This window comes from Actomonas aquatica (assembly GCF_019679435.2).
GTDB lineage: Bacteria > Verrucomicrobiota > Verrucomicrobiia > Opitutales > Opitutaceae > Actomonas > Actomonas aquatica.
The window spans coordinates 1,325,550-1,345,677 of sequence record NZ_CP139781.1 but is presented as its reverse complement, the minus strand read 5'-3'; the positions used below and the strand labels follow the sequence as shown (position 1 = coordinate 1,345,677).

General features: G+C 64.9%; 18 protein-coding genes. All 18 read right to left on the bottom strand.

Annotated elements, in window-relative coordinates; translation table 11 throughout:
• Nucleotides 1-20: 20 nt before the first annotated feature.
• Nucleotides 21-1,037: a FecR family protein gene (locus K1X11_RS05095; protein ID WP_221031868.1), complete on the bottom strand. Its 1,017-nt coding sequence runs from the start codon at nucleotides 1,035-1,037 to the stop codon at nucleotides 21-23.
• Nucleotides 1,034-1,594: an RNA polymerase sigma factor gene (locus K1X11_RS05090; RefSeq protein WP_221031867.1), complete on the bottom strand. Its 561-nt coding sequence runs from the start codon at nucleotides 1,592-1,594 to the stop codon at nucleotides 1,034-1,036. The genes K1X11_RS05095 and K1X11_RS05090 overlap by 4 nt, the downstream gene beginning before the upstream one ends.
• Before the next feature lie 189 nt (nucleotides 1,595-1,783).
• On the bottom strand, nucleotides 1,784-3,175 hold the full coding sequence (locus tag K1X11_RS05085) for an alginate export family protein (protein ID WP_221031866.1): 1,392 nt from the start codon (nucleotides 3,173-3,175) through the stop codon (nucleotides 1,784-1,786).
• A gap of 13 nt (nucleotides 3,176-3,188) precedes the next feature.
• A complete protein-coding gene (locus K1X11_RS05080) occupies nucleotides 3,189-4,001 on the bottom strand; it encodes a hypothetical protein (protein WP_221031865.1) in 813 nt (270 codons plus the stop codon).
• Entirely contained in the window at nucleotides 4,001-5,263 is a 1,263-nt protein-coding gene (locus K1X11_RS05075) for a vanadium-dependent haloperoxidase (protein ID WP_221031864.1), read from the bottom strand. The genes K1X11_RS05080 and K1X11_RS05075 overlap by 1 nt, the downstream gene beginning before the upstream one ends.
• A gap of 172 nt (nucleotides 5,264-5,435) precedes the next feature.
• The gene (locus K1X11_RS05070) at nucleotides 5,436-6,914 is read right to left on the bottom strand and encodes an NADH-quinone oxidoreductase subunit N (protein ID WP_221031863.1); all 1,479 of its coding nucleotides are present in this window, start codon (nucleotides 6,912-6,914) and stop codon (nucleotides 5,436-5,438) included.
• Nucleotides 6,911-8,410 (bottom strand): complex I subunit 4 family protein, encoded by a 1,500-nt coding sequence (locus tag K1X11_RS05065; RefSeq protein ID WP_221031862.1) that lies wholly within the window; start codon nucleotides 8,408-8,410, stop codon nucleotides 6,911-6,913. Before K1X11_RS05065 ends, K1X11_RS05070 begins: the two co-directional genes overlap by 4 nt.
• Entirely contained in the window at nucleotides 8,407-9,906 is a 1,500-nt protein-coding gene (locus K1X11_RS05060; RefSeq protein ID WP_221031861.1) for a complex I subunit 4 family protein, read from the bottom strand. The genes K1X11_RS05065 and K1X11_RS05060 overlap by 4 nt, the downstream gene beginning before the upstream one ends.
• On the bottom strand, nucleotides 9,903-11,930 hold the full coding sequence (gene nuoL / locus K1X11_RS05055) for an NADH-quinone oxidoreductase subunit L (protein ID WP_221031860.1): 2,028 nt from the start codon (nucleotides 11,928-11,930) through the stop codon (nucleotides 9,903-9,905). Before nuoL ends, K1X11_RS05060 begins: the two co-directional genes overlap by 4 nt.
• A 7-nt stretch (nucleotides 11,931-11,937) precedes the next feature.
• Complete coding sequence (nuoK, locus tag K1X11_RS05050) at nucleotides 11,938-12,249, bottom strand: NADH-quinone oxidoreductase subunit NuoK (RefSeq protein WP_221031859.1); 312 nt, start codon at nucleotides 12,247-12,249, stop codon at nucleotides 11,938-11,940.
• Nucleotides 12,246-12,776: an NADH-quinone oxidoreductase subunit J family protein gene (locus tag K1X11_RS05045; protein ID WP_221031858.1), complete on the bottom strand. Its 531-nt coding sequence runs from the start codon at nucleotides 12,774-12,776 to the stop codon at nucleotides 12,246-12,248. The genes nuoK and K1X11_RS05045 overlap by 4 nt, the downstream gene beginning before the upstream one ends.
• Entirely contained in the window at nucleotides 12,773-13,999 is a 1,227-nt protein-coding gene (locus K1X11_RS05040) for a complex I subunit 1/NuoH family protein (protein ID WP_221031857.1), read from the bottom strand. The genes K1X11_RS05045 and K1X11_RS05040 overlap by 4 nt, the downstream gene beginning before the upstream one ends.
• Nucleotides 13,996-14,655 (bottom strand): 4Fe-4S binding protein, encoded by a 660-nt coding sequence (locus K1X11_RS05035; RefSeq protein ID WP_221031856.1) that lies wholly within the window; start codon nucleotides 14,653-14,655, stop codon nucleotides 13,996-13,998. The genes K1X11_RS05040 and K1X11_RS05035 overlap by 4 nt, the downstream gene beginning before the upstream one ends.
• Before the next feature lie 45 nt (nucleotides 14,656-14,700).
• A complete protein-coding gene (locus tag K1X11_RS05030) occupies nucleotides 14,701-15,777 on the bottom strand; it encodes an NADH-quinone oxidoreductase subunit D (RefSeq protein WP_343212919.1) in 1,077 nt (358 codons plus the stop codon).
• 107 nt (nucleotides 15,778-15,884) lie between these two features.
• Entirely contained in the window at nucleotides 15,885-16,544 is a 660-nt protein-coding gene (locus K1X11_RS05025) for an NADH-quinone oxidoreductase subunit C (protein WP_221031854.1), read from the bottom strand.
• A gap of 33 nt (nucleotides 16,545-16,577) precedes the next feature.
• The gene (locus tag K1X11_RS05020) at nucleotides 16,578-17,261 is read right to left on the bottom strand and encodes an NADH-quinone oxidoreductase subunit B (RefSeq protein WP_221031853.1); all 684 of its coding nucleotides are present in this window, start codon (nucleotides 17,259-17,261) and stop codon (nucleotides 16,578-16,580) included.
• Nucleotides 17,262-17,269: 8 nt separating this feature from the next.
• Nucleotides 17,270-17,647, bottom strand: a complete 378-nt coding sequence (locus tag K1X11_RS05015; protein WP_221031852.1) for an NADH-quinone oxidoreductase subunit A — start codon at nucleotides 17,645-17,647, stop codon at nucleotides 17,270-17,272.
• A gap of 202 nt (nucleotides 17,648-17,849) precedes the next feature.
• Nucleotides 17,850-20,075: a polyribonucleotide nucleotidyltransferase gene (pnp, locus tag K1X11_RS05010; protein ID WP_221031851.1), complete on the bottom strand. Its 2,226-nt coding sequence runs from the start codon at nucleotides 20,073-20,075 to the stop codon at nucleotides 17,850-17,852.
• Nucleotides 20,076-20,128: the final 53 nt, after the last annotated feature.

Below are 20,128 nucleotides of genomic sequence, written 5' to 3'. Positions count from 1 at the left end.
GAAGTCGGAACGACGGCAGTCTAGGCGCGTGGTAACACGCGGATGGTGCCGCTTTGGTCATGGATGACCGTGACGGGGAAGACCGACTCGAGGCTGTTGAGGAAGAAATCCAGATTGGCGAGCGGGTAACGGCCGCTGACTTCGGTCGCGGACACCTGCGGCGCGGCGCTGATGCCGCGGCCATGGAATTGGGCGAAGCGCGCCAGCGCCTCCTCCATCGGCGTGCGGTCGAAGACGATCATGCCATCGCGCCAGGCGAGGGCATCGGCCACACCGTCGGAGCCGATGCGCCGCACGAGCGGTGCGGCGGGACCGTGGGAGGTGAGCTGGTCCTCGGCTGTGAGCGAGATCGGACCGACATCTGCTGGGGCGGATTCGGGACCCAGGCGCACCTGGACGGAACCTTCCTGCACGGTGACTTCGATCTGACCGGACGATGGGGTGCGCACGTCAAATGCAGTGCCGGTGACGCGCACGGATCCGGCGGGTGTATCCACAATAAAAGGACGGCTGGGGTCTTTGGTGACCTGGAAGAAGGCCTGACCGCCGGCGAGGCGAACACGGCGCTCTTTGGCGGTGTGTTCAACGACGAGGCGGGTGCCGGCGTTGAGATCAACATGCGTGCCATCGGCGAGGATGACCGACTGACTCTGCGCGACGGCGGTGGCAAAGTGCGTGGGAGAGGCGGGGGCCGGACGGGATTGCCACCATAGGGTGGTGAGCGCGAGAGCGGCTACGGCCGTCGCCGTGAGCCATCCCCAGACCAGACCGTGACGCGCTGGGCGCGTCGCGGCGGCCGGGGAGGCTACGGGCATGGTGACGGAACCGGATGAAAGGAGTTGAGGCAGGTGCCGCTCAAGGTCGGTCGAGAGTTGGCAGAAGTTTGAGAGTGCTTCCCGGTGGGACGGATCGGCGTCGAGCCAAGAGTCGAGCTCGTTGCGCTGATCGGCGGTGAGGGTTGCACCCTCCAACCGCGCCGCCCACAGAGAGGCCGTTTCCTCGAGTGAGGACTCGGGACGGGATGGTGAAGGATTCATGATGGTCTGGGAGAGTCGGTCGCGAAGGGCGAGGAGGCGTCCTCGGCTTTCGCGAGCAGGGACGCGCGCAGCAGGCGCAGCGCGCGGGCGTGTTGTTTTTCGACGGTGCTCACTGCGATGCCGAGACGCTCGCCGATTTCCTTGTGCGAGAGCAGCTCCACCTTCCGCAGGAGGAGCACGTTACGGCAGCCGGGGGGCAGGTCGTTGATGGCTTCATCAAGCAACTCGAGCTCCTGGCGGGCGATGACCTGGCGGGTGACATCCGGCATGCTCGAGGCAGCGTTTTCCAAGGGCGCGTCCGTGGGCGCAATGGGGGAAATGGAGCGGCGTTTGATCCGGTTGATGGCGAGGCGCCGGGCGGTGGTGTAGAGCAGTGCCTCGGGTTTGTTGGCCGGAAGTTGATAGATGCGGGCAAAGGCATCGTGGGCAATCTCTTCGGCTTCGGAATGGTTGCCGAGCAAACGACCCAAGTAGCGACGCAGTGGTGCGATGGTCGTCTGGTAGAGGCTGCTAAAATCTTGGGCCGGGCGGGTGGACGCGTCGTCTGGATCTTTCATGGGTGTCACCGCGCGGGCCAGACGCGCTGAAGTAGCGCCCATTTGAGGGGGCAGGTCAGCAGCTGGCAAATCTCTTTGGAGGGCGGTTGGCACGTCTGTCGGTCTGAGACAGTCGAGTGCCGGATAACCTCCATTGGTTCGGGAAAGAATTTTACCCGTAAATCGCCAAACCGGTTCGGCGAGGCGGGGCTAGAAGGTCCAGGTAGTCGTGGCGTAGGCGAAATCGATGTCCTGAGCGGGCCCACTTTGGCGGATGGCCGGACCGGCGAAGACGTGGGCCCAGCCAAGCGCGGCGACGACGTGACGGTTGATTTTCCACGCTGCCACCAGGTCGAGTTCGTCGGCGATTTCGGGATCGGTGTAAGTCCCGGCGGCGCGGACGACTCCGCCGCCGGGATTGTAAAGCGCGTCGGCGGTGTCTTGGGTCCGGAAGTGGTGCCAGGCGGCGTTCAAAGTAAGACGTGGGAACGGTTTCCATGTGGCGCCGGCGCTGAGGTCGATGATGTTCTGTCGTCCAATCACGTCGGCGATGCCGAAGTAGGCGTGGCCGAGCGGGTAAAGTTGATTGAAGGTGCCCACGCGGCCGCCCGGCCGATCGTCGCCGCTGGCGGCATCAAAGCCCACCCAAAGCCGCAGGGTGTCAGCTTCGGCGAGTGGACGCAGGCCGATTTGGCTGGCGATGGACCAGGCGGTGACATCGTGCGGACCGACTGAGCCGGTCTGGTAGCTGAGTTCGAGTTCGTAGTCGGTGCGGGCGGAAACGCGACCGTGGAGGCGGGTGCCGAGGGTCCAGCGGGCATCGCGACCGGTGCTGCCGTTGAATGTGCGGGAAGGCCACTGGTGGTGCAGCACGTAGGCGTCGAGACCGGGGCGCGATGCATACACGCCGAAGAGGCGATTGTCATCGGCGGCGGTGCCGATGCCGCGAGCCGTGGAGGGCACAAATGCGGCGCCGAAACCGCTGATCTGCCAACCGGCCACGCTTGTATCGAGACGCAAACCGTCCCAGGTGCGCAAGGCATTCGCCCAAGGCAATCCGCTGATAAGGCGTTGGGCGCCGAAGGCAAAGAGCTGTCGACCGGCGCGCGCCCGCACGGAGGGAGCGAACGGCAGATCGAACTCCAGAAAGGCCTGTTGGAGTTCAAATTTGTCCTGATCGATGGGCCGTATTCCGCCGGGCAAATCTCGTTCGCTGGCGTAGGCGCCTTTCAACTCGGCAAAGGCGCGCAATCCAGTGGTGGCATGGTAGTCAGCGTGGGCGCGCCAGCGCGTGAGGATAAAAGTATCGTCGTGGGAAATACCGGCGGGGGCCCCGAAATTGAAGTTGCGCCAGGATTCCGCGCGGGCGCGGAAATCAGCGCCAAAACTCAACCAGTCACCGGATTTAAGGGTGACGTGTTTGAGGGCATCAAAGCCGGACGTGGGTCCGGCCGGAGGGGACCAAGCCGACCAGTCTTCCTGCCAGCGCAGGAATTGAAACGTCGGCGCAGGGGATGGGGCTTGGGCGGAGAGATGCGATGCCGTCAGGCAGACGGTTCCGCAACCCGCAGCGAGCAGCCGCAGGACGAGGCGAGTGCACATAGGGGAGGGGCGTTTAAGCGGTGTGCAGTGACCGCGCCGCGAGGCGCGGAAAGTCGCGACGCATCATCAAGGCCAGGGTGAGCGGAGCGGTGTAGCTGCCGAAGCGTTCGATGACTTCCCAGAAGGGAGCCCCAGCGGGGAGGAAGAGCATTTCGGTGAGCAGCTTCCAAACCGCAACGCCGATCAGGAGAGCAGGGGCCGGACGGAGCAGCACCATGGCGGCGAGGAAAAACTCAAAGGCTCCGACGGCAGGCGTGATTCCCGCCGAAAGTCCGATTGATTCGTAGTGGTGGCCGAGCCCGGCTTTTTGGCTGAACAGGCCGAGGCCGGCGTGGCCGATGAGCAGCAGTGCGGTAGTGATCCGCAGGGTCCAAGCCAGTCGTTGGCGGGTGACGCCGTCGAGGGACGGCCAGGCGTTGGGCAGCCGTTTGAACAACGGGCCGCTCAAACCGACCACAGCCAGCAAGGCGAAGGGCACGCCGTAGTTGCCGGCGCGTTCGAGGGTTTCCCAAAACGGCTCACCCGCAAGCGGGCGTAGTGACGCGGTCCATACGGCCCAGAGTCCGGCCCAGAGAAAGAGGGCGCGGGTCGGGAAAACAAGGGCGCTGATGCCCATGAGGATGTCCATGGTGCCGACGATGGGCATGAGTTGCCAGGCGAGGTCGGCCGGGATGCCGGCGACGGCGAAGTAGGGCAACCAACCGGATTTGGTGATGATGCCAAAAGCGCCGTGACCAATGAAACAACCGGCCACGCCGATGCGCAGTATCCACGGTAGCATGACAGACTCGTTGGGGGCGGAGGTGGGGCGAGGAAGCGAGGACATCAGTGCTGGGGTTGAAGGCTGTTTTCGAACACCCAGTCTCCGACATGGATGCCGGCGATGCGGGCGGCGTCGACATCCATCGGGAAGTGGATGCCACCGAAGATGCGGCTGGCGCCAACTTCCTCCCGCACGGAGGAGAGGGTCTGGTAGTCGCGCACGACGCCGGGCAAGGCGTCGGAGCCGATGGAGAAGGCCACTTCGTCGGTGCCGAAGTAGCGTTGCAGGACACGCACGGCCGCCGATGTGAAGGTCATGTGGGCGGAGATGTAGGCCGGGAATGGCAGGGACGCCATGCTGGGAATGAAGTCCGGGTCCGGTTTGAAGTAAGGGTTGATTTCGGCCGTGAGTTCGCGGGCGTCGGTTTCGGGGCGAGCGGTGTTGTAGAAGTATTTGCTGTCCCATGCGGTGATGAAACCGTCGGCGGCGGCGAAGTTGAGCAACGCGAAGAGCCGGGCGCATTCGATGGTGTCGAGACCCCGGTCGCGGGCGATGCGGGCGGTGATTTCGTTCCAATGGCCGGAGGGACCGGCGGTGCCGAGGCCATCGGCCCAGAACGGCACGCTGAGGGTGTCGTATTCGGAGCGATCCGCATCGTCGCGACTGCCCACGCGCATGACATGCATGAGCTCCTCGGCGTAAGCCTTGGAATCAACCGGCGGCGGTGGTGGGGCGCGAAACTGGTTGGGTTTTTGCAGGACGAAGGGTTGGGTTGTGGCCATCTGCGGCGTGACTCCAGCGCGGAAGTCCGGCGCGGTGGGACGCCATTTCCCCGGGGCGTCACTGGGGAGGTATTTGGGGGCAACTTTAAAGCCGCTGAGGGAGCGTTGGGTGAGCACGGCTTCGGCGACCTTTTGGCCCCAGGCGAGGCCGGCGTCCTTGCCGGGCCCGTCGGGAATGGCGGCGAGGGCGTCCGTGTAAGCCACGTCGAAAAGGCGCGGATTGGCCTGCTGGCCCCAGATTTGACGGAGCATGGTGCGCGCGGCGGCGGCGATGGCGGCATCGACGTTGGCACCGGCCGGGGCGGATTCTTTCACGAGCCACGGCTCCCAGCGTTGCTCGATGCCATTCACCGCATCGGCGATGGCAGCATGGTAAGAACCGAACCACAAGGCACTGACGGGGGGCGGGTTGCGGGCGAGGCGGGTCGCGTTGAGAGCCTGTTCATTCCAGAACAGGACCGGATTGGTTTCCGCATAGGAAAGGTGCGGAGAGGTCGCAGCTAGGCAGGCGACCCCAGCAAGGAGAGGGGCAAGGCGGGGCATCGAGGTATGGGGGCAAAGCAACGACTTTGGGGCGTCGTGCTGCCGGGACCTATGCAGATATTGGCACCGCCGAGAATCCGACAGTGGCCATGCGGCCGGACGGCGGGGCGGGTTGTCGGCCGCGCGGGGCGAGTGGCGCTCGCCCCTGGGGTGAAACGCGCAGAAATTGCGCCTACAGTCGCGAGAGGATCAGGGACGGCGCCAAACCGAGGGCGAGGAGCCCGAGGTTGATGGCCCAAAGAAAGCAGGTGGTGGCGACGGGCACGGCGATGCGTGGGGGCTGCGCGGGAGTCGCGGTGACGACCCAAGCGTTTTTCAGGACCAGCAAATAGTAATAGAGGCCCACGGCGCTGGCGGCGATGCCGAGCAGGGCGAGACCGCCAGTGGCGCCGAGCACACCACCGTTGCGGATGGCGGCGACAAACACGCCAAACTTGCCGAAGAAACCGGCCAGCGGCGGCACACCGGCGAGGGACAGGAGGCACACCAGCAGCGTGATTGCGAGGAGTGGTGAACGGCGATGCAGTCCGGCAAGGTCGCGCAAGTTGGGACCAATCTCGGCGCGATCGATCAAACCGATGACGCCGAAGGCGCCGACGGTGGCGAGGCCGTAGGTGAGCGCGTAATACACGAGTGGACCGTAGCCGGCGTGATCGGCCACCATGATGCCGAGCAACATGATGCCGGCGTGGGCGATGGCGGAGTAAGCCAGCAGACGGCGGACGTTGCTTTGGGCGAGGGCGCCGAGGTTGCCGAGCACGATGGACGCGGCGGCGAGGATGCCCACGACGGGCAGCCAGCCCGCGATGGGAATATCGGTGCCCGGTCCGCCGGAGGCCGCGGCGAGTCCCGGCCAGAGCAGGCGGGCAAACACGGTGACGGCGGCGAGCTTGGAGGCCGAAGCGATGAGCGCGGCGGCCGGAGCCGGGGCGCCTTGGTAAACGTCGGGCGCCCAGAGGTGGAAAGGGGCGGCGGCGGCTTTGAAGCCGAGGGCAACCACCACCATGACGAGGGCGACGAGCATGAGTGGTTGCGAGGAGTCAACGGCGCCGAGGGCGATGGCGATTTGTGGCAGCTCGATGGAGCCGGTGATGCCGTAGAGAAGGCTGAAGCCGAAGAGCAGGAAGGCGGCGGCCATGCCACCGAAGAGGAAGTATTTCAGCGCGGCTTCGGCGGAAGCGCCGCTGCGTTTGTCGAAGCCGGTGAGCAGGTAGAGCGAGAGGCTGGCGAGCTCGATCGCGAGAAAGACGACCAGCAGTTGCTGGGCGACCGCCATGAGCGTGAGGCCGGCGGTGGCGAGCAGCACGAGCGCGATAAACTCCACAGGATTGCGCACGCGGGTGCTGGACGGCGCGAGGCCGACGGTGAGCAGGCTGAGCAACAGGATGCCGAGGCGGGAAATGCCACCGAGCACATCGAGGCGGAATACGCCGCCGAAGAGGTTACCGGGAGCGCCGACTTGGAAAACGCCAAAGGCGGCGGCGACGAGCCACATGACGCCGAGCGTGGCGGCGGTGTTCATGCGGGCAGCCTCGGTGAGGCGTTTGCCGAAGCTCAGGTCCACGCCAATCACGACCAAGGCCCCGACCGTGAGCACGAGCTCCGGCCGCATGGCGTGCAGCAGATCGGAATAGAGCAGGGGCGCGATCATGAGGTGAGTCCTTTCGAGATGGCGGACATGAGCGGCGACTGCAGGGCAGGCTCAATCCAGTTGAGCAACAGGTCGGGCCGCAGGCCGAGTAGGATGGTCGTGGCCAGAAGCAGCACGGCGCCGGTCTTCTCGGGCCAGGTGAGCGGTGGGTAGGTGGGATGGCCGCTGGAGACATCGGTGGTCCCGGACTTGCCGAAGAAGGAAAGTTGCAGGACCCGCAGGGTGAAAGCGGCGGCGATCATCACGCCGAGCGCGGCGGCGAAGGTCCAGACGGGGGACGTTGTCCAGGTGCCGATCAGGATCGTGAGCTCGGCAGGGAAACCGGAGAAGCCGGGCATACCCATGGAGGCGAGAGCGGCGATGACAAAGGTCACGGCCGCGAAAGGCATCAACCGGAAGAGCGGCAGGGCGCGCAGGGCGGTGAGTTTGCGGGTGTGGGTGCGTTCGTAAACCATGCGGCCGACCACGGCGAAGAGCAGGCCGGCGATCACGCCGTGGGAGAACATTTGCAGCACCGCTCCGCTGAGGGCGTGTTCGTTGGCGACGGCGAGACCGAGGATGACGAAGCCCATGTGGCTGACGCTCGAGTAGGCGATGACGAACTTGAAGTCCTCCTGCACCAGCGCAACGAGACCAGCGTAGAGGATGCCGATGAGGGCGAGGCCCGCGATGATGGGTTGCCAAGCGGCGAAGGCGTCGGGCAGCAGCGGCAGCGCGACGCGCAGGCAGCCGTAAGCGCCGAGTTTCATGACCACGCCGGCCAGCAACATCGAGGCGCCGGTGGGCGCGGCGACGTGGCCGGTCGGGGCCCAGGTGTGCAGCGGGAAAATACCGGCGAGGGTGGCGAAGCCGAAGAAAAGGAAACCGAAGACGGTGAGTTGCTCGGCCCAGCTGAGGGTGGAGGCGGCGTAGGCAAGCTCGGGCAGGGAGAAGTTGACCGCACCACCTGCGGCGTAGGTCCAGACCAGTCCGGCGAGCACGAGGGCGCTGCCCGCGAAGGAATACAGCACCAGCTTCATCGCACCATACTCGCGGTTGGTGGAGCCCCAATTGGCGATGAGGAAATACTTCGGGACGATCGCGATCTCGTAGAAGACGAAGAACACGAAGGCATCGGCGCTGAGAAACACACCGTAAACGCCGCCGATGAGCGCGAGGAAGAGGGCGAAGAATTCACCGGCGCGTTCCTCGATGTTCCAGGAGAACAGAATGCCGGCGGTCGCGGCCAGACCGGTGAGCACGACGAGCGTGAGGCTGATGCCGTCGGCGGCCAGATGGTAGTGGATGCCCAGCTCGGGGATCCACGGCACGAGGGTCAGGTCCTGCAGGCCGATGGTCGGGATGTATCCGCAGGCGGCATACAAGGTGCAGGCCCAGGCAGCCAGGGCGGTCAGGAGCGCGGTCACGCGAGCCGCGGCGGCGGAGCGAGAGCCGAGCAGCAGGCAGGCGAGGGCGCCGGCAAACGACAGGTAGATGGCGTAGGGCAGCGCGTTCATGGCAGGTTGAGGGCCCAGGTGGTCACGAGGGGGTTGACCAAGCCGATGAGGAGTTGCGGCAGGATGCCGAAGAGGAACATGAGCACCACCAGCGGAATGAGGGTGAGCTTTTCGCTGGCGGCGAGCGGGGCAAAGCTGGCGACGTCACCGCGGGTGGGGCCGTGGAAAACGCGTTGCCACAGAGTCAGCAGAAAGAGCGCGGTGGCGAGCAGGCCGAGGGTGGCGATGGCGGTCACGACCGGGGCAAAACCAAAGACGCCTCGGAAAATGAGGAATTCGCCGACGAAGCCATTCAGGCCGGGGAGGCCGAGGGAGGAGAAGAGCGCCACGCCGCAGAAACCGGCGAAGACCGGCAGGGCGGTGCGCACTCCGCCGAAGTCGTGCAGGCCGCGACGACCGCCGTTGCGCGTCTCCAACATACCGATACAGGCGAAGAGGGCGGCGGCGGAGAGACCGTGGTTAAACATCTGCAGGAGCGTGCCGTTGAGGGCGGCGGTGGCGGCGGCGGGATTGCTGCCGGGCGCACTCGCCACGGCGAAAAGCGCGAGCAGGCAGTAGCTCAAGTGGTTGACCGAAGAGTAGGCGATGACGCGTTTGAGGTCGCGTTGCACGAGGGCGGCGAAGGCCCCGAGCACGACTCCGGCGAGCGCGAGCCAGAGCAGCGGCGTGGCCCAGGCCTGCAGTTGGGCGGGGAAGAGCGGCCAGAGGATGCGGAGGAAACCGTAGACGCCCATCTTCGACATGACGCCGGTGAGGAACATCGAGGCGCCGGTGGGCGCTTCGGCGTAAGTGGCGGGCAACCACGTGTGGAAGGGGAAGAGCGGCACCTTGACGGCGAGGCCGATCAGCACACCCGCGAACACGACGGTGGCGAGGGTCGGAGAGAGGGCGGCGTCGAGCGCACCATTGGCGCGCAGGGCGGCGAGCTCGGTGAAGTTGAGCGTGCCGGTGGAGGCGTAGAGCGCGGCGAAGGCTGCGAGCATGAACACGCTGCCGCCGATCGTGTAGATTACGAACTGATACGCTGCAGCGGTGGCGCGGGGGCCGCCCCAGAGGCGAATGAGGAAGTAGGCCGGCACGAGGCTCAGTTCCCAGCAGATGAACCACGGGAAGAAATCGAGGGCGAGGAACACGCCGAGCGCGGCACCTTGGAGCACGAGGAAGAGCGCGCCGAAGAGACGGGTGTCGCGCTTCTCATTCCACGAAGCGAGCAGGGCGATCGGCGCGATGATGCCGGTGAGCAGCACCAGCAGCAGGCTCATGCCGTCGAGGCCGAGGTGGTAGGTGATGTTGAGCGGCTCGATCCAGTTGTGACGCTCGACGAACTGCAGGCCGGCGGCGGGGTCGAAGTGCGTCAGCGCGACGAGGCCGAGCACGAGCGTATTGAGGCTGCCGACGAGGGCGAAGGTGCGGCCGAGTTTGGGCGAGAGCGCGAGGATGAGCGCGAAGACCCACGGGGCGAAAATGAGCAGGGAAAGCAGCGGCAGGTTACTCATCGCAGACCTCCGATCAGCAAGAGGGTGGCGAGGACGACGAAGGAGAGGGCGATCGTGAGCAGGTAGCCGTGGGCATCGCCGGTTTGGACGCGCGAGTAGGACTCACCACTCTCGCGCAGTGAGCGGCTGGTGCCGTCGAAGCCGCGGTTGATGATCTCTTCGTCGGATTCAAGATTGGTGAGGCCGATCAAACGACCGAGCCCGCCGAGGGCCTTGATCACCCCACCCCACACCCAGCGGTCGGCGAAGTCCGCGGCAGTGGCGACGGCGTCGTTGAGCCGGAAGGCGGTGGCGGCGTAAAGCTCGTCAAAGCCGAGCCGGGCCGCGAGCGCGGCGAAGAGTCCGGGGGCTTTGGCCTGCAGTGGATCGGCATCCTGCGCGTAACGGCGGGGCGAGCGGCCGTAGATGAACCAGCCGGCACCGATGCCGAAGGCGACGAGCACGATGGACAGGACCATGAGTCCGGCACCGGCAAAAATGGAGTGACCATGCACCTCATGTTGGCCGAGCAACATGCTCTGCAGCCAAGGCCACGCGGGCGTGCCGAGGAAACCGAGCAGCACTGCGCAGACCGCCAGGATCACGAGCGGTAGGGTCATGCTGGCCGGAGATTCGTGAGCGTGTTCGGCGTGAGATGAACGGCCGTGTCCGCTAAAGGTTTCGGCCATCAGGCGGGTCATGTAGAACGCCGTGAGCACGACGGCGATGAGGCCAAAGACCAGCGGCAGGTGAGAGACGTCCCATTCGTGCGCGGCATGCAGAATGGCTTCCTTGCTCCAAAATCCGGAGAAGAGGAAGGGCACGCCCGCGAGCGCCATCATGCCGACGGCGAAGGTGCGGAAGGTGGTCTTCATCTTCTTGGAGAGTCCGCCCATGAAGCGCATGTCCTGCTCGTGGTGCATGCCGTGGATGACCGAGCCGGCGCCGAGGAAGAGCAGGGCCTTGAAGAAGGCGTGGGTGAGCAGATGGAAGATGGCGGCCACCCACGAACCGACGCCGATCGCCAGCATCATGTAGCCGAGCTGGGAGACGGTTGAAAAAGCGAGGACGCGTTTGAGATCGTTCTGAGCAACGGCGATGCAGGCGCCGAGCAGGGCGGTGATTGCGCCGATGTAAGCGACGACGGTGAGGGCGCGCACCGGCACCTCGGCGAGGCCTTGGTCGGCGGCCATGAGCGGGAAAATGCGGGCGATGAGAAAGACGCCGGCGGCCACCATGGTGGCCGCGTGGATGAGGGCCGAGACCGGCGTGGGACCCTCCATGGCGTCGGGCAGCCACACGTGCAGCGGGAACTGGCCGGACTTGCCGACGGCGCCGCAGAAGAGCAGCAGACCGATGGCGGTGGAGGCGGCGAGGCCACCGCAGACGAAGGTGGTCGAAAGATGGGCGAGCGTTGCGGGCTCGAGCACTCCGGTGCCGCCATCGTAGAGGAGCAGCGAACCGCCGGCATCGTAGAGCCAGACCAGACCGAGCAGGAAACCGAGGTCACCGATTCGGGTGGTGATGAAGGCCTTTTTGGCGGCGGCGGCGGCTTCGGGTTTGGTGAACCAGAAACCGATGAGCAGGTAGGAGGCGAGGCCGACCACTTCCCAGCTGATGAAGAGCAGCAACAGGCTGTTGGCGACGATCAGGCCGAGCATCGCGGCGGCGAACAGGCTGAGGAAACAGAAGAACTGTTTGTAGCGGGCATCGTCGGCCATGTAGCCGCTGGCGAAGATGAAGATGAGGGTGCCGACGAAGGTCACCATCACGGCCATGAAGGCGGTGAGTGGGTCGAGCAGCCAACCGAGGCGGAGCGCGCCGTCGCCGAGGTCAAACCAGGCAAAGTTGCTGACCGAGTGAGCGGCGGGATCCTGCAGGGCGGTGAGCAGCGCCCCGACGGAGAGAATAAAGGAGAGGCCCAGCGCGCCAATCGCCAGGCTGGAACCCGCGCGGCGAGCCGTGGCCGGGAGCAGCGCCGTGATGCCGGCGGCCAGCAAGGGCAGCGCAGGAATGAGCCAAAGAAGTGAAACCGGGAGCGTCATTGGTCCTTCAGCCTTTGAGGGTGTTGGCCTCTTGGAGTTTGATGGTCTGCCGGTGACGGTAGATCGCGATGATGAGGGCGAGGCCTACGGCGGCTTCGGCGGCGGCGACGGCGATGGCGAAGAGCACAAACACAATGCCCGTGCCGGCGTCGGGGTTGGGATTGAAGCGCCAGAAGGCGATGAAGTTGAGGTTGGCCGCGTTGAGCATCAGCTCGACGCCGAGGAGCACGAGGATGGTGTTGCTACGGGCGAGCGCGGCGGCGAGGCCGGCACAGAACAGGAACGCGGAAAGCATGAGACAGGCGGCGAGCGGGGTCATGCGTGGTCCTCCGGTTGAGCGCGGTTGGTCGACGAAACCCGACGGGCGGCGGCGATGGTGGTGGCACCGATGAGGGCGATCGTAAGGATGAGGCCGACGATGAGCAGGGCCGGGGCGTAAGCGCCCATGAGTTGCTCGCCGAGGTCTTTCACGGTGACGGTGGGCGCGGTGGCTGGGGCCGTCTTAAATTCGGTGGCGCTGATGGCCTTGAAGAGCACGGCACCGACGGCCGCCGCGGCGATGATAGCCATGCTGGCACGTTTGCGGGAATCGGGCGGGAGGTCGGCGGGGTCTTCGGGTTGCGGGCGGGTCAGCAACACCGCGAACAGCACGACCATGGAGATGGCACCGGCGTAAACCAGCAGTTGGGCGAAGGCGAGGAACTCGGCGCCCGCCCAAAGGTAGTAGCTGCCAATGCCGGCCCACGTGAGCACGAGGAGGAGGGCGGCGTGCACGGGATTGCGCCGGGTGAAGGCCAGCGCGACCGACCCGGCGATGAAACCTGTGATGATGACGAAGCCGATCATGACGCGTAGCGGTAGGTGCGGGGGCCGAGGCCGGAGCCGAGGCGGCGGCCGAGGACCACGAAGGTGGTGACGACCACCGCGAGGGAGATCGTCCAACGAAGGATTTGGCCGACGAGCGAGACGTCGGCGGTGAGCGACCAGACGGCGGCGTTCAGCAGGTTCACCAACGCGAGCGGCACGAGCAGCTTCCACGACAGGCGGGTGAGCTGATCGATGCGCAGGCGCAGCAGTGTGCCGCGGATCCAGATGAGCGACAGCACCATGAGGAAAAGCTTTAGGCCGAACCAGGCGTAGGAGGGGATGAAGGTGAGGAAGGGCAACGGAGCCTGCCAGCCGCCGAGGAAGAGGGTGACACCGAAACCGCAGAGGGCGGTCATGCCGAAGTATTCGGCCATGAAGAAGAGGGCGTATTTGAAACCCGAATACTCGGTGAGGTGACCGGCGATCAGTTCACTTTCGGCCTCGGGCAGGTCGAACGGCGAGCGGTTGGTCTCGGCCAAGGTGGCAATGAAGAAGACGAGGAACCCGGCGATGCCCCACGGAGTAAGGATGTTCCACTGAGGAATAAAACCGAAGGCGTAACCGCCCTGGGCTTCGACGATCTCCATGGTGGAGAGGGAGCCGGTGATGAGCACGACCGGCACGATGGAAAGCAAGAGCGGCAGCTCGTAGCTGATGAGCTGGGCGAGCGCGCGCATGGCGGCGAGCAGCGCGTATTTGTTCTGGCTGGCCCAACCGGCCATGAAGATGGCGAGTTCGGAGGCGGCGCCGGCGGCGAAAAAGTAGAGCACCGCGGCGTCGAGTTCGATGGCGATGATGTTTTGGCCGAAGGGGATGACCGCGAAGGTCATCAGGGCAAAGCTGCAGACCACGACCGGCGCGAGGAAGTGGAGGAACTTGTCGGCGTCGGCCGGGACGACGTCTTCCTTGGTGAGGGCTTTGACGGCGTCGGCGAAGGGTTGGGTGAGGCCCCAGAGGCGAAGCTTGGGAGCCCAAGGCAGGGCGGCGCGATTGGGGCCGCGGCGGTTTTGGATGCGGGCGAGGAACTTGCGTTCCACGATGGTGAGCATCGCAAAGAACAGGCCAAAGACCGCGAGGATCGCGACGACGGTGATGAGGTGGTGCACCAGCCAGTGAAGGGGCTGGGGGAACCAGCCGACGACGGCGTCACGGAGTTCCAGCGGGGCCCGTTCCAGGAAGGGACCAGTGGCGGTCGGGTTCATGCGTCGGAAGACGAAGACTTATCGGCGTCGGCGCGGGGCGCTTCGGCAGTTTCAGCTTTTTTGGCCTCGGCCGCGGCTTTGGCGGCAGCGGCTTTCTTCGCCTCGGCCGCGGCGGCTTTTTTGGCGGCGGCTTCCTTTTGTTGGGCGAGATTGGCGTCGGATACGGCGGCGTCGGTGGGGCGGATCTTTTGGTAGTGGCTGTTGGGTTTGAGCAGCGTGTCGCGGTGGAGCATGAGACCCTCGAAGCGGTTGGTGGCTGCGATTTCGAAGTCCTTGTCCATCTTGATCGACTCGAAGGGGCAGACCTCGGCGCAGATGCCGCAGCTCATGCAGACGGAGGTATCGATGTCGAAAACGACGGGGTAAAACTGGGGTTTGCCGACGTGATCGGGCTTCTTGTCCTTGCTTTTGACGATGTAGATGCACTGCGGCGGGCACTCCTTTTCGCAGATGGTGCAGGAGACGCAGCGCATCGTGTCGAAGGGCTTTTCCTCATCGTCGCAAACGAGGAAGGGAAAGCTGCGGTAGTGCTCACCGATTGGCGCCTGTTCCTCCGGATAGGACACCGTGGTCATGCATTCCTCGGGCTTCGTGTAAGTGCCGAAGAAGTTTTTCGCGGTGACCGCGAGACCTTTGATGATGCCGGAGCCGAGCATGGGCGGAAGTCGGAAGTAAGAAGTGAGAAGTAAGAAGTGGGGCAGCTACCGGTCGACTTCGCCGAGGACGATGTCGATGGAGCCGAGGATGACGACGGCGTCGGCGATGGTGGTGCCGATGCACATGTCCTCGAGGACGGTGAGGTTGACGAAGGAGGGCGGACGCACGCGGTAGCGGTAGGGTTGGGCGCTGCCGTCACTGATGAGGTAGAAACCGATCTCGCCCTTGGGTCCCTCGATGCGGCCGTAGGCTTCGCCGGCGGGTGGGCGGAGTCCGCGGGACTTGGCTTTGGGCGCGATGATGTCGCCGGCCGGAATGTCGCGGAGGGCTTGTTGAAGGATTTTGAGCGTCTCGCGCATCTCGAGGATGCGCAGCATGTAGCGGTCGTAGGTGTCGCCGTGGTCGCCGAGAGGGACGCGGAAATCGAAACGATCGTAGATGCCGTAACGGTCGACCTTGCGGATGTCGTAATCGACGCCGGTGGCGCGCAGGACGGGGCCGGTGAGGCCGGCGTTGATGGCGAGCTCGGGCGAGAGCGGACCGACACCCTGGGTGCGGGCGAGCAGGATCTCGTTTCCGGTGAGCATGGTTTCATACTCGTCGAGGAAACGCGGGAATCGGTCGACGATTGCGCGCACGGCGTCGAGCCACTCGGGGGTCGGGTCAACGCGACAGCCGCCGAAGCGCTGGTAGTTGACCATCATGCGCGAGCCGCTGAGGGCTTCGAAGAGATCGAGGATCTTTTCGCGTTCGCGGAAGGCGTAGAGCAGCGGGGTGAAGGAGGTGCCGAGGTCGTTGAAGAGGAAGCCGACGAGGCAGAGGTGGTTCACCAGGCGGGTGAGTTCCCCCATGATGATGCGCAGGTATTCGGCGCGCTCAGGCACCTCGAAGCCGGCGAGCTTTTCGACCGACAGCGCGTAGGCCCAGTTGTTGGTCATCGCGCAGAGGTAGTCGAGCCGGTCGGTGTAGGGCATCGACTGGAGGTAGCCGGTGTTTTCGCCGAGCTTCTCGTGGTTGCGATGGAGGTAACCGAAGACGGGCTGCAGTTTAACGATGGTCTCGCCGTCGAGAGCGACGTTCATGCGGAACACGCCGTGGGTCGACGGGTGTTGCGGGCCCATGGAAACCTCCAGGAGGTCGCCGTGAAAATCGTCATGCACGGAGCGCACGGACGGACCGCCGAAGGGGCTGCCCGGGGTGCCGAAGGGAGGAACGGACGGGAGGTCCTTCATGATTGCGAGCCCTCCTCGGCAGGCGATGCGGGGGGATAGTGTTTGGCGGCGCGTTCGAGGACGGTGGCGTGCGGCGTCGGCTCGTATTCGTAGTCGTCGGGCTCGACGTAGTCCTTGCGCATGGGGTGGTCCTTAAACTCGTCCCACATGAGGATGCGGCGCAGGTCGGGATGGTCGGTGAAGGAGACGCCGTAGAGGTCGTAAACCTCGCGTTCCTGAAATTCGCAGGAGCGCCAGACCGGGGTGAGGGAAGGCACCACAGTGTCGTCGGTGCGGTTGGCCGTGCGCAGCCGCAGGATGACGGGCTCGCTGGTTTTGCGGGCCATGGAATAGAGGTGATAAACGACCTCGAAATAGCCGGGAATGGTGCGCGTGACCTTCTCCACCTTTTCTGCGGTGGAGCCGTCTTCGGCCGTCACGGTGGTGGTGACCTTTTCGGTCTCCTCGCGGTCGATCCAATCAACGCCGCTCACGTTGGAGCAGTAGTCGAGTTGCCAGGCCGGATCCTCGCGCAGGTAGGTGGCGATGAGGCGGGCGGAGGTGTGGTCGAGGCGCAGGCCGTGTTGGGCGGCGGGGCCGGGGTTCTCCACCAGCTCGAGCGTCGCGTCCGGGAAGCGGGCGCGCAGGTGGTCGAGGAGTTCAGCGGTGGAAGACATGGATGAGAAAACGGGGAGGAGGGAGGTCGGCGGTTACTGGTCGCGGGGGAGGGGGTTTTGCGTCCAGACCGCCGGATTTTTGGGCGGTTTTAAATCGTGCGCATCGTATTCGGGAATCGGATACTCGCTGGGAGCGTCGGGCTTGAGGTGGCGGGCGGTGGCCGGGCCCTTGAGGCGCTCGGTTTTGATTTTCTCCTGCAGTTGGATGAGGCCGTTGAGCAGGGCTTCGGGCCGCGGCGGACAACCGGGGATGTAGATGTCGACCGGGATGTAACGGTCGATGCCCTTGAGCACGTTGTAACCCTGTTTGAAGGGGCCGCCGGAAATGGCGCAGGCCCCCATGGCGATGCAGTATTTGGGCTCGGGCATCTGGTTGAAGAGACGCACGACCTGAGGGGCCATTTTTTTGGTGACGGTGCCGGAAACGATCATGAGGTCGGCCTGGCGGGGCGAGGGACGGAAAATCTCGGCGCCGAAGCGGGCGATGTCGAAGCGGGCGGTGGCGGTGGCGATCATCTCGATCGCGCAGCAGGCGAGGCCAAATTGGAGCGGCCAGATGGAGTTGGTGCGGCCCCAGTTGTAGAGTTCTTCCAGGCTCGTGAGGAGGATGCCGTGGCGGCGGAGTTCCTCGCGCTCTTCATCCGATATGTTGCCGGCCGCGGGGAAGGGTTCGGGGGCGGCCGGCGGGAGAGAGGAACGGTCGGAGGTCTCGCTCATGGTCAGGGTTATTTCCAGTCGAGATGACCGCGGCTCCAGGCCCATACGAGGCCCTCGGCGAGGAGGAGGAGAAACACGAACATCGTCACCAGGGCGCCGGTGGAAAGGCCGGTGAAGGCGACGGCGAAGGGCAGAAGGAAGAGGACCTCAACGTCGAAGATGAGGAAGAAAATGGCGTATAGGTAGTAGTGCGCCTTGAACTGGATGCGCGTGCCGGTGGCGGGCAGACCGCATTCGTAGGTGGCGTTCTTGAGCGGGCCGGGTTTGGCGGCCTGAAAGGTTTTCACCCAGAGTCGCGCGACGCCCAACATGATGAGTGGAAAGGCGAGAGCGACGGCGAGAAAGAGCGCAAGAAACGCGTAGGGGTTTGTAGACACGGGAGGCATGTCAGTGCCTTGAACCCAAGGGAATTAATCCGTTCAGCTCAATGCCGGAACTGAATCCTTCCTTGCGTTAGCCTGCGCGTCTATTGGCCATATGCGTGGTTGGTCAAATAGTAGGGCGCTTGGTTCTCGACCGCACAAAAAGCCCGCGTCCGGGAAGGGACGCGGGCCGGAAGGTGAAGACGTCGTTCAGACGTCGGGAGTCTTACTCGGACTTGGGCTCTTCGGCGGCGGGAGCGTCGGCAGCCGGGGCTTCGGGAGCGGCCTCCTCGGCGGGGGCGGCTTCCTTTTCCTTCTGCTCTTCGAGCTCGGCGAGGGCGGCCTTGCGGGAGAGGCGGACCTTCTTGGAGCGCTCGTCGATGCCGATGCACTTGACGGTGATCGAGTCGCCGACCTTGCAGACGTCCTCGGTGCGGCGCACGCGGAAGTCGGCCAGCTCGGAGATGTGGCAGAGGCCTTCCTTGCCCGGGAGACATTCGACGAAGGCGCCGAACTCCTTGGTGCCGGTCACGCGACCTTCGTAGATCTTGCCCACTTCGATCTGGGAACCGCCGCCGCAGAGGGCGTCGATTTCCTGGACCGCGCGGTTCATGGAGTCGGCGTTGTTGGAGTAGATGAACACCTTGCCGGAATCGTCGTCGGAGATATCGATCTGCGCGCCGGACGTTTCCACGATGCGGCGGATGGTCTTGCCACCGGGGCCGATGAGGAGACCGATCTTCTCGGGGTCGATCTGGATGGTCTGGATGCGCGGGGCGTAGGTGCTGAGCTCCTTACGCGGGGCCGGGATGGCGCCGAGCATCTTCTTGAGGATCTCAATGCGGGCGTCGCGGGCTTGGTAGATGGCCTGCTTGGCGATCTCGAACGGGAGGCCCTTGATCTTGAGGTCCAGCTGGAAGCCGGTGATGCCCTCGGTGGTGCCGGCGAGCTTGAAGTCCATGTCGCCGAAGTGGTCTTCCTCACCGAGGATGTCGGTGATGGTTTCCCACTTACCCTCGAGCGGCTTCTCTTCGTTCTCGGTGATGAGACCGCAGGAGATACCGGCAACCGGGGCGATGATCGGCACACCGGCGTCCATGAGGGACAAGCAGCCGCCGCAGATGGAGGCCATGGAGGTGGAACCGTTGGAGGCCATCAGCTCGGAGACGACGCGGATGGAGTAGGGGAACACTTCCTCGGAGGGGAGCACCGGCACGAGGGAACGCTCGGCGAGGGCGCCGTGACCGATCTCGCGGCGGGACTGTCCACCGAAGCGGCCGGCTTCACCGACGGTGAAGGGCGGCATGTTGTAGTGAAGGATGAAGGACTTGGAGGTCGCACCACCGGTGAGGCCGTCCATGGACTGGGCTTCCTTCGTCGGGCCGAGGGTGGTGAGCACCAGACCCTGGGTGTCGCCGCGCTGGAAGAGGGCGGAACCGTGGACGCGGGGGAGGACGGAGACTTCGCAGTCGATCTGACGGAGGTCCTTCGGGCCACGCTTGTCGGCACGGATGTTCTCCTTGAGGACGGACTTGCGGTAGGCCTTGTATTGGAGCTCCTCGAAGACGATGGCGATGTCGGCATCGGTGAAGCCGTCTTCGCCGAGTTCGGCGGTGAGGGCCTCGCGGGCCTCGTCCTTGATGCCCTGGACGTTGGCGGCGCGCTGTTGTTTCTCGAAGCCGAAGATGGCGGGGCCAACGCGGTCACCGGCGACGCGCTCGATGATGGCGCGGGCGGCGTCGGAAGCCTTGACGAGGTCGAACTCCTTCTTGGCCTTGCCGGCCTTCTCGCGGAGCTCCTCGATGGAGGCGATGATCGGCTGGATGGCCTGCTGACCGAACTCGAGGGCCTCGATGAAGCGGTCTTCCGGCATCTGGTCGGCGGAACCTTCGATCATGAGCATCTCGGTCTTGGTGCCGACGTAGATGAGGTCGAGGGTCGACATGCCCATCTGCTCGTGGTTCGGGTTGGCGACGAACTCGCCATCGATCTCGGCGACGCGCACGGCGCCGACGGGGCCATTCCACGGAATGTCGGAGATGGCGAGGGCGGCGGAGCAGCCATTGAGCATGAGGATGTCGGACTCGTTGATCTGGTCGGCCGACAGGAGGAGACCGATGAGCTGCACCTCATTGAGGAAACCCTCGGGGAAGAGGGGGCGGCAGGGACGGTCGCAGAGACGGGAGGTGAGGATTTCCTTCTCGGAGGGACGGCCCTCGCGCTTGAAGAAGCCGCCCGGGAAACGGCCGGCGGCGGAGTATTTCTCACGGTAGTCGACGGTCAGGGGGAAGAAGTCCTGGCCGGGGCGCATGGTGGTGGCGGCGGTGGCCGACACGAAGACCTTGGTCTCGCCCTGGGTGACGGTGACGGCGCCGTTGGCAAATTTGGCCATGTCGCCGGTGGTGAACTGAAGACCCATACCCGGGACTTCGACGGTTTGTTTGTTATTCATTATCGCTTAACGGAAAGTGCGTGTGGCGGACGAAAGGAACACGTCACCACACG

Coding starts and splice junctions, on each gene's coding strand:
- K1X11_RS05095 (WP_221031868.1), bottom strand. CDS start 1,037: ATGAATCCTTCACCATCCCGTCCCGAGTCCTCACTCGAGGAAACGGCC.
- K1X11_RS05090 (WP_221031867.1), bottom strand. CDS start 1,594: ATGAAAGATCCAGACGACGCGTCCACCCGCCCGGCCCAAGATTTTAGC.
- K1X11_RS05085 (WP_221031866.1), bottom strand. CDS start 3,175: ATGTGCACTCGCCTCGTCCTGCGGCTGCTCGCTGCGGGTTGCGGAACC.
- K1X11_RS05080 (WP_221031865.1), bottom strand. CDS start 4,001: ATGTCCTCGCTTCCTCGCCCCACCTCCGCCCCCAACGAGTCTGTCATG.
- K1X11_RS05075 (WP_221031864.1), bottom strand. CDS start 5,263: ATGCCCCGCCTTGCCCCTCTCCTTGCTGGGGTCGCCTGCCTAGCTGCG.
- K1X11_RS05070 (WP_221031863.1), bottom strand. CDS start 6,914: ATGATCGCGCCCCTGCTCTATTCCGATCTGCTGCACGCCATGCGGCCG.
- K1X11_RS05065 (WP_221031862.1), bottom strand. CDS start 8,410: ATGAACGCGCTGCCCTACGCCATCTACCTGTCGTTTGCCGGCGCCCTC.
- K1X11_RS05060 (WP_221031861.1), bottom strand. CDS start 9,906: ATGAGTAACCTGCCGCTGCTTTCCCTGCTCATTTTCGCCCCGTGGGTC.
- nuoL (WP_221031860.1), bottom strand. CDS start 11,930: ATGACGCTCCCGGTTTCACTTCTTTGGCTCATTCCTGCGCTGCCCTTG.
- nuoK (WP_221031859.1), bottom strand. CDS start 12,249: ATGACCCCGCTCGCCGCCTGTCTCATGCTTTCCGCGTTCCTGTTCTGT.
- K1X11_RS05045 (WP_221031858.1), bottom strand. CDS start 12,776: ATGATCGGCTTCGTCATCATCACAGGTTTCATCGCCGGGTCGGTCGCG.
- K1X11_RS05040 (WP_221031857.1), bottom strand. CDS start 13,999: ATGAACCCGACCGCCACTGGTCCCTTCCTGGAACGGGCCCCGCTGGAA.
- K1X11_RS05035 (WP_221031856.1), bottom strand. CDS start 14,655: ATGCTCGGCTCCGGCATCATCAAAGGTCTCGCGGTCACCGCGAAAAAC.
- K1X11_RS05030 (WP_343212919.1), bottom strand. CDS start 15,777: ATGGGCCCGCAACACCCGTCGACCCACGGCGTGTTCCGCATGAACGTC.
- K1X11_RS05025 (WP_221031854.1), bottom strand. CDS start 16,544: ATGTCTTCCACCGCTGAACTCCTCGACCACCTGCGCGCCCGCTTCCCG.
- K1X11_RS05020 (WP_221031853.1), bottom strand. CDS start 17,261: ATGAGCGAGACCTCCGACCGTTCCTCTCTCCCGCCGGCCGCCCCCGAA.
- K1X11_RS05015 (WP_221031852.1), bottom strand. CDS start 17,647: ATGCCTCCCGTGTCTACAAACCCCTACGCGTTTCTTGCGCTCTTTCTC.
- pnp (WP_221031851.1), bottom strand. CDS start 20,075: ATGAATAACAAACAAACCGTCGAAGTCCCGGGTATGGGTCTTCAGTTC.